The sequence below is a fragment of the Candidatus Symbiothrix dinenymphae genome, from assembly GCF_001431085.1.
This window is the reverse complement of the sequence record NZ_BBRU01000418.1, coordinates 1-443: the sequence shown is the minus strand read 5'-3', so window position 1 is coordinate 443 and position 443 is coordinate 1. Positions and strand designations below refer to the sequence as shown.

The following is a 443-nucleotide window of genomic DNA, read 5'->3' as shown; positions in this document are numbered from 1 at the left end:
ATTTTAATTTATAAAAATATGAAAAAGAAAATGTGTTTTTTGATGCTTTTCAGCATCGCAGTGATTGGTTTAGTTGCGCAAAGCGCAAAAGTGGATTTACTTAGGTCGGGCAATAAGCCGCCTATATCGGTACAAATCAGAGGTGACTCTGCCTCATTAAATTTAGGGACATCCACAATCAGAGCCGTAGGTAGCAATCTGAATTTGAACGGCGTGAGTATCGACAACACCCTGTTGAAAGCGAGCGACAGTACGCAAACGCTTAATTCAAACGTGTCCGTTGCCGAAGGAAAACAAATTTTGTTCAACGACGGCAGCGTGGACGAAGCCTTAATCGGCTATCACGATTATGGCGGTTGGACGCGGGGGGGAGGGGGGGGGGGGGGAAAAGGGGGAAAGCCAAAAACCCCACAAACAGGGGGGGGGGGAGGAAAATAAAAAAA

1 protein-coding gene is annotated in these 443 nt (G+C 46.3%); it reads left to right on the top strand.

What is annotated here, in order from left to right:
* Positions 1-18: 18 nt before the first annotated feature.
* Entirely contained in the window at positions 19-438 is a 420-nt protein-coding gene (locus ASC50_RS04670; protein WP_056928765.1) for a hypothetical protein, read from the top strand.
* The last annotated feature ends 5 nt before the right edge of the window (positions 439-443 follow it).

Bases quoted from the DNA above. Each gene is read 5' to 3' on its own strand.
- ASC50_RS04670 (WP_056928765.1), top strand. From the start codon at position 19: ATGAAAAAGAAAATGTGTTTTTTGATGCTTTTCAGCATCGCAGTGATT.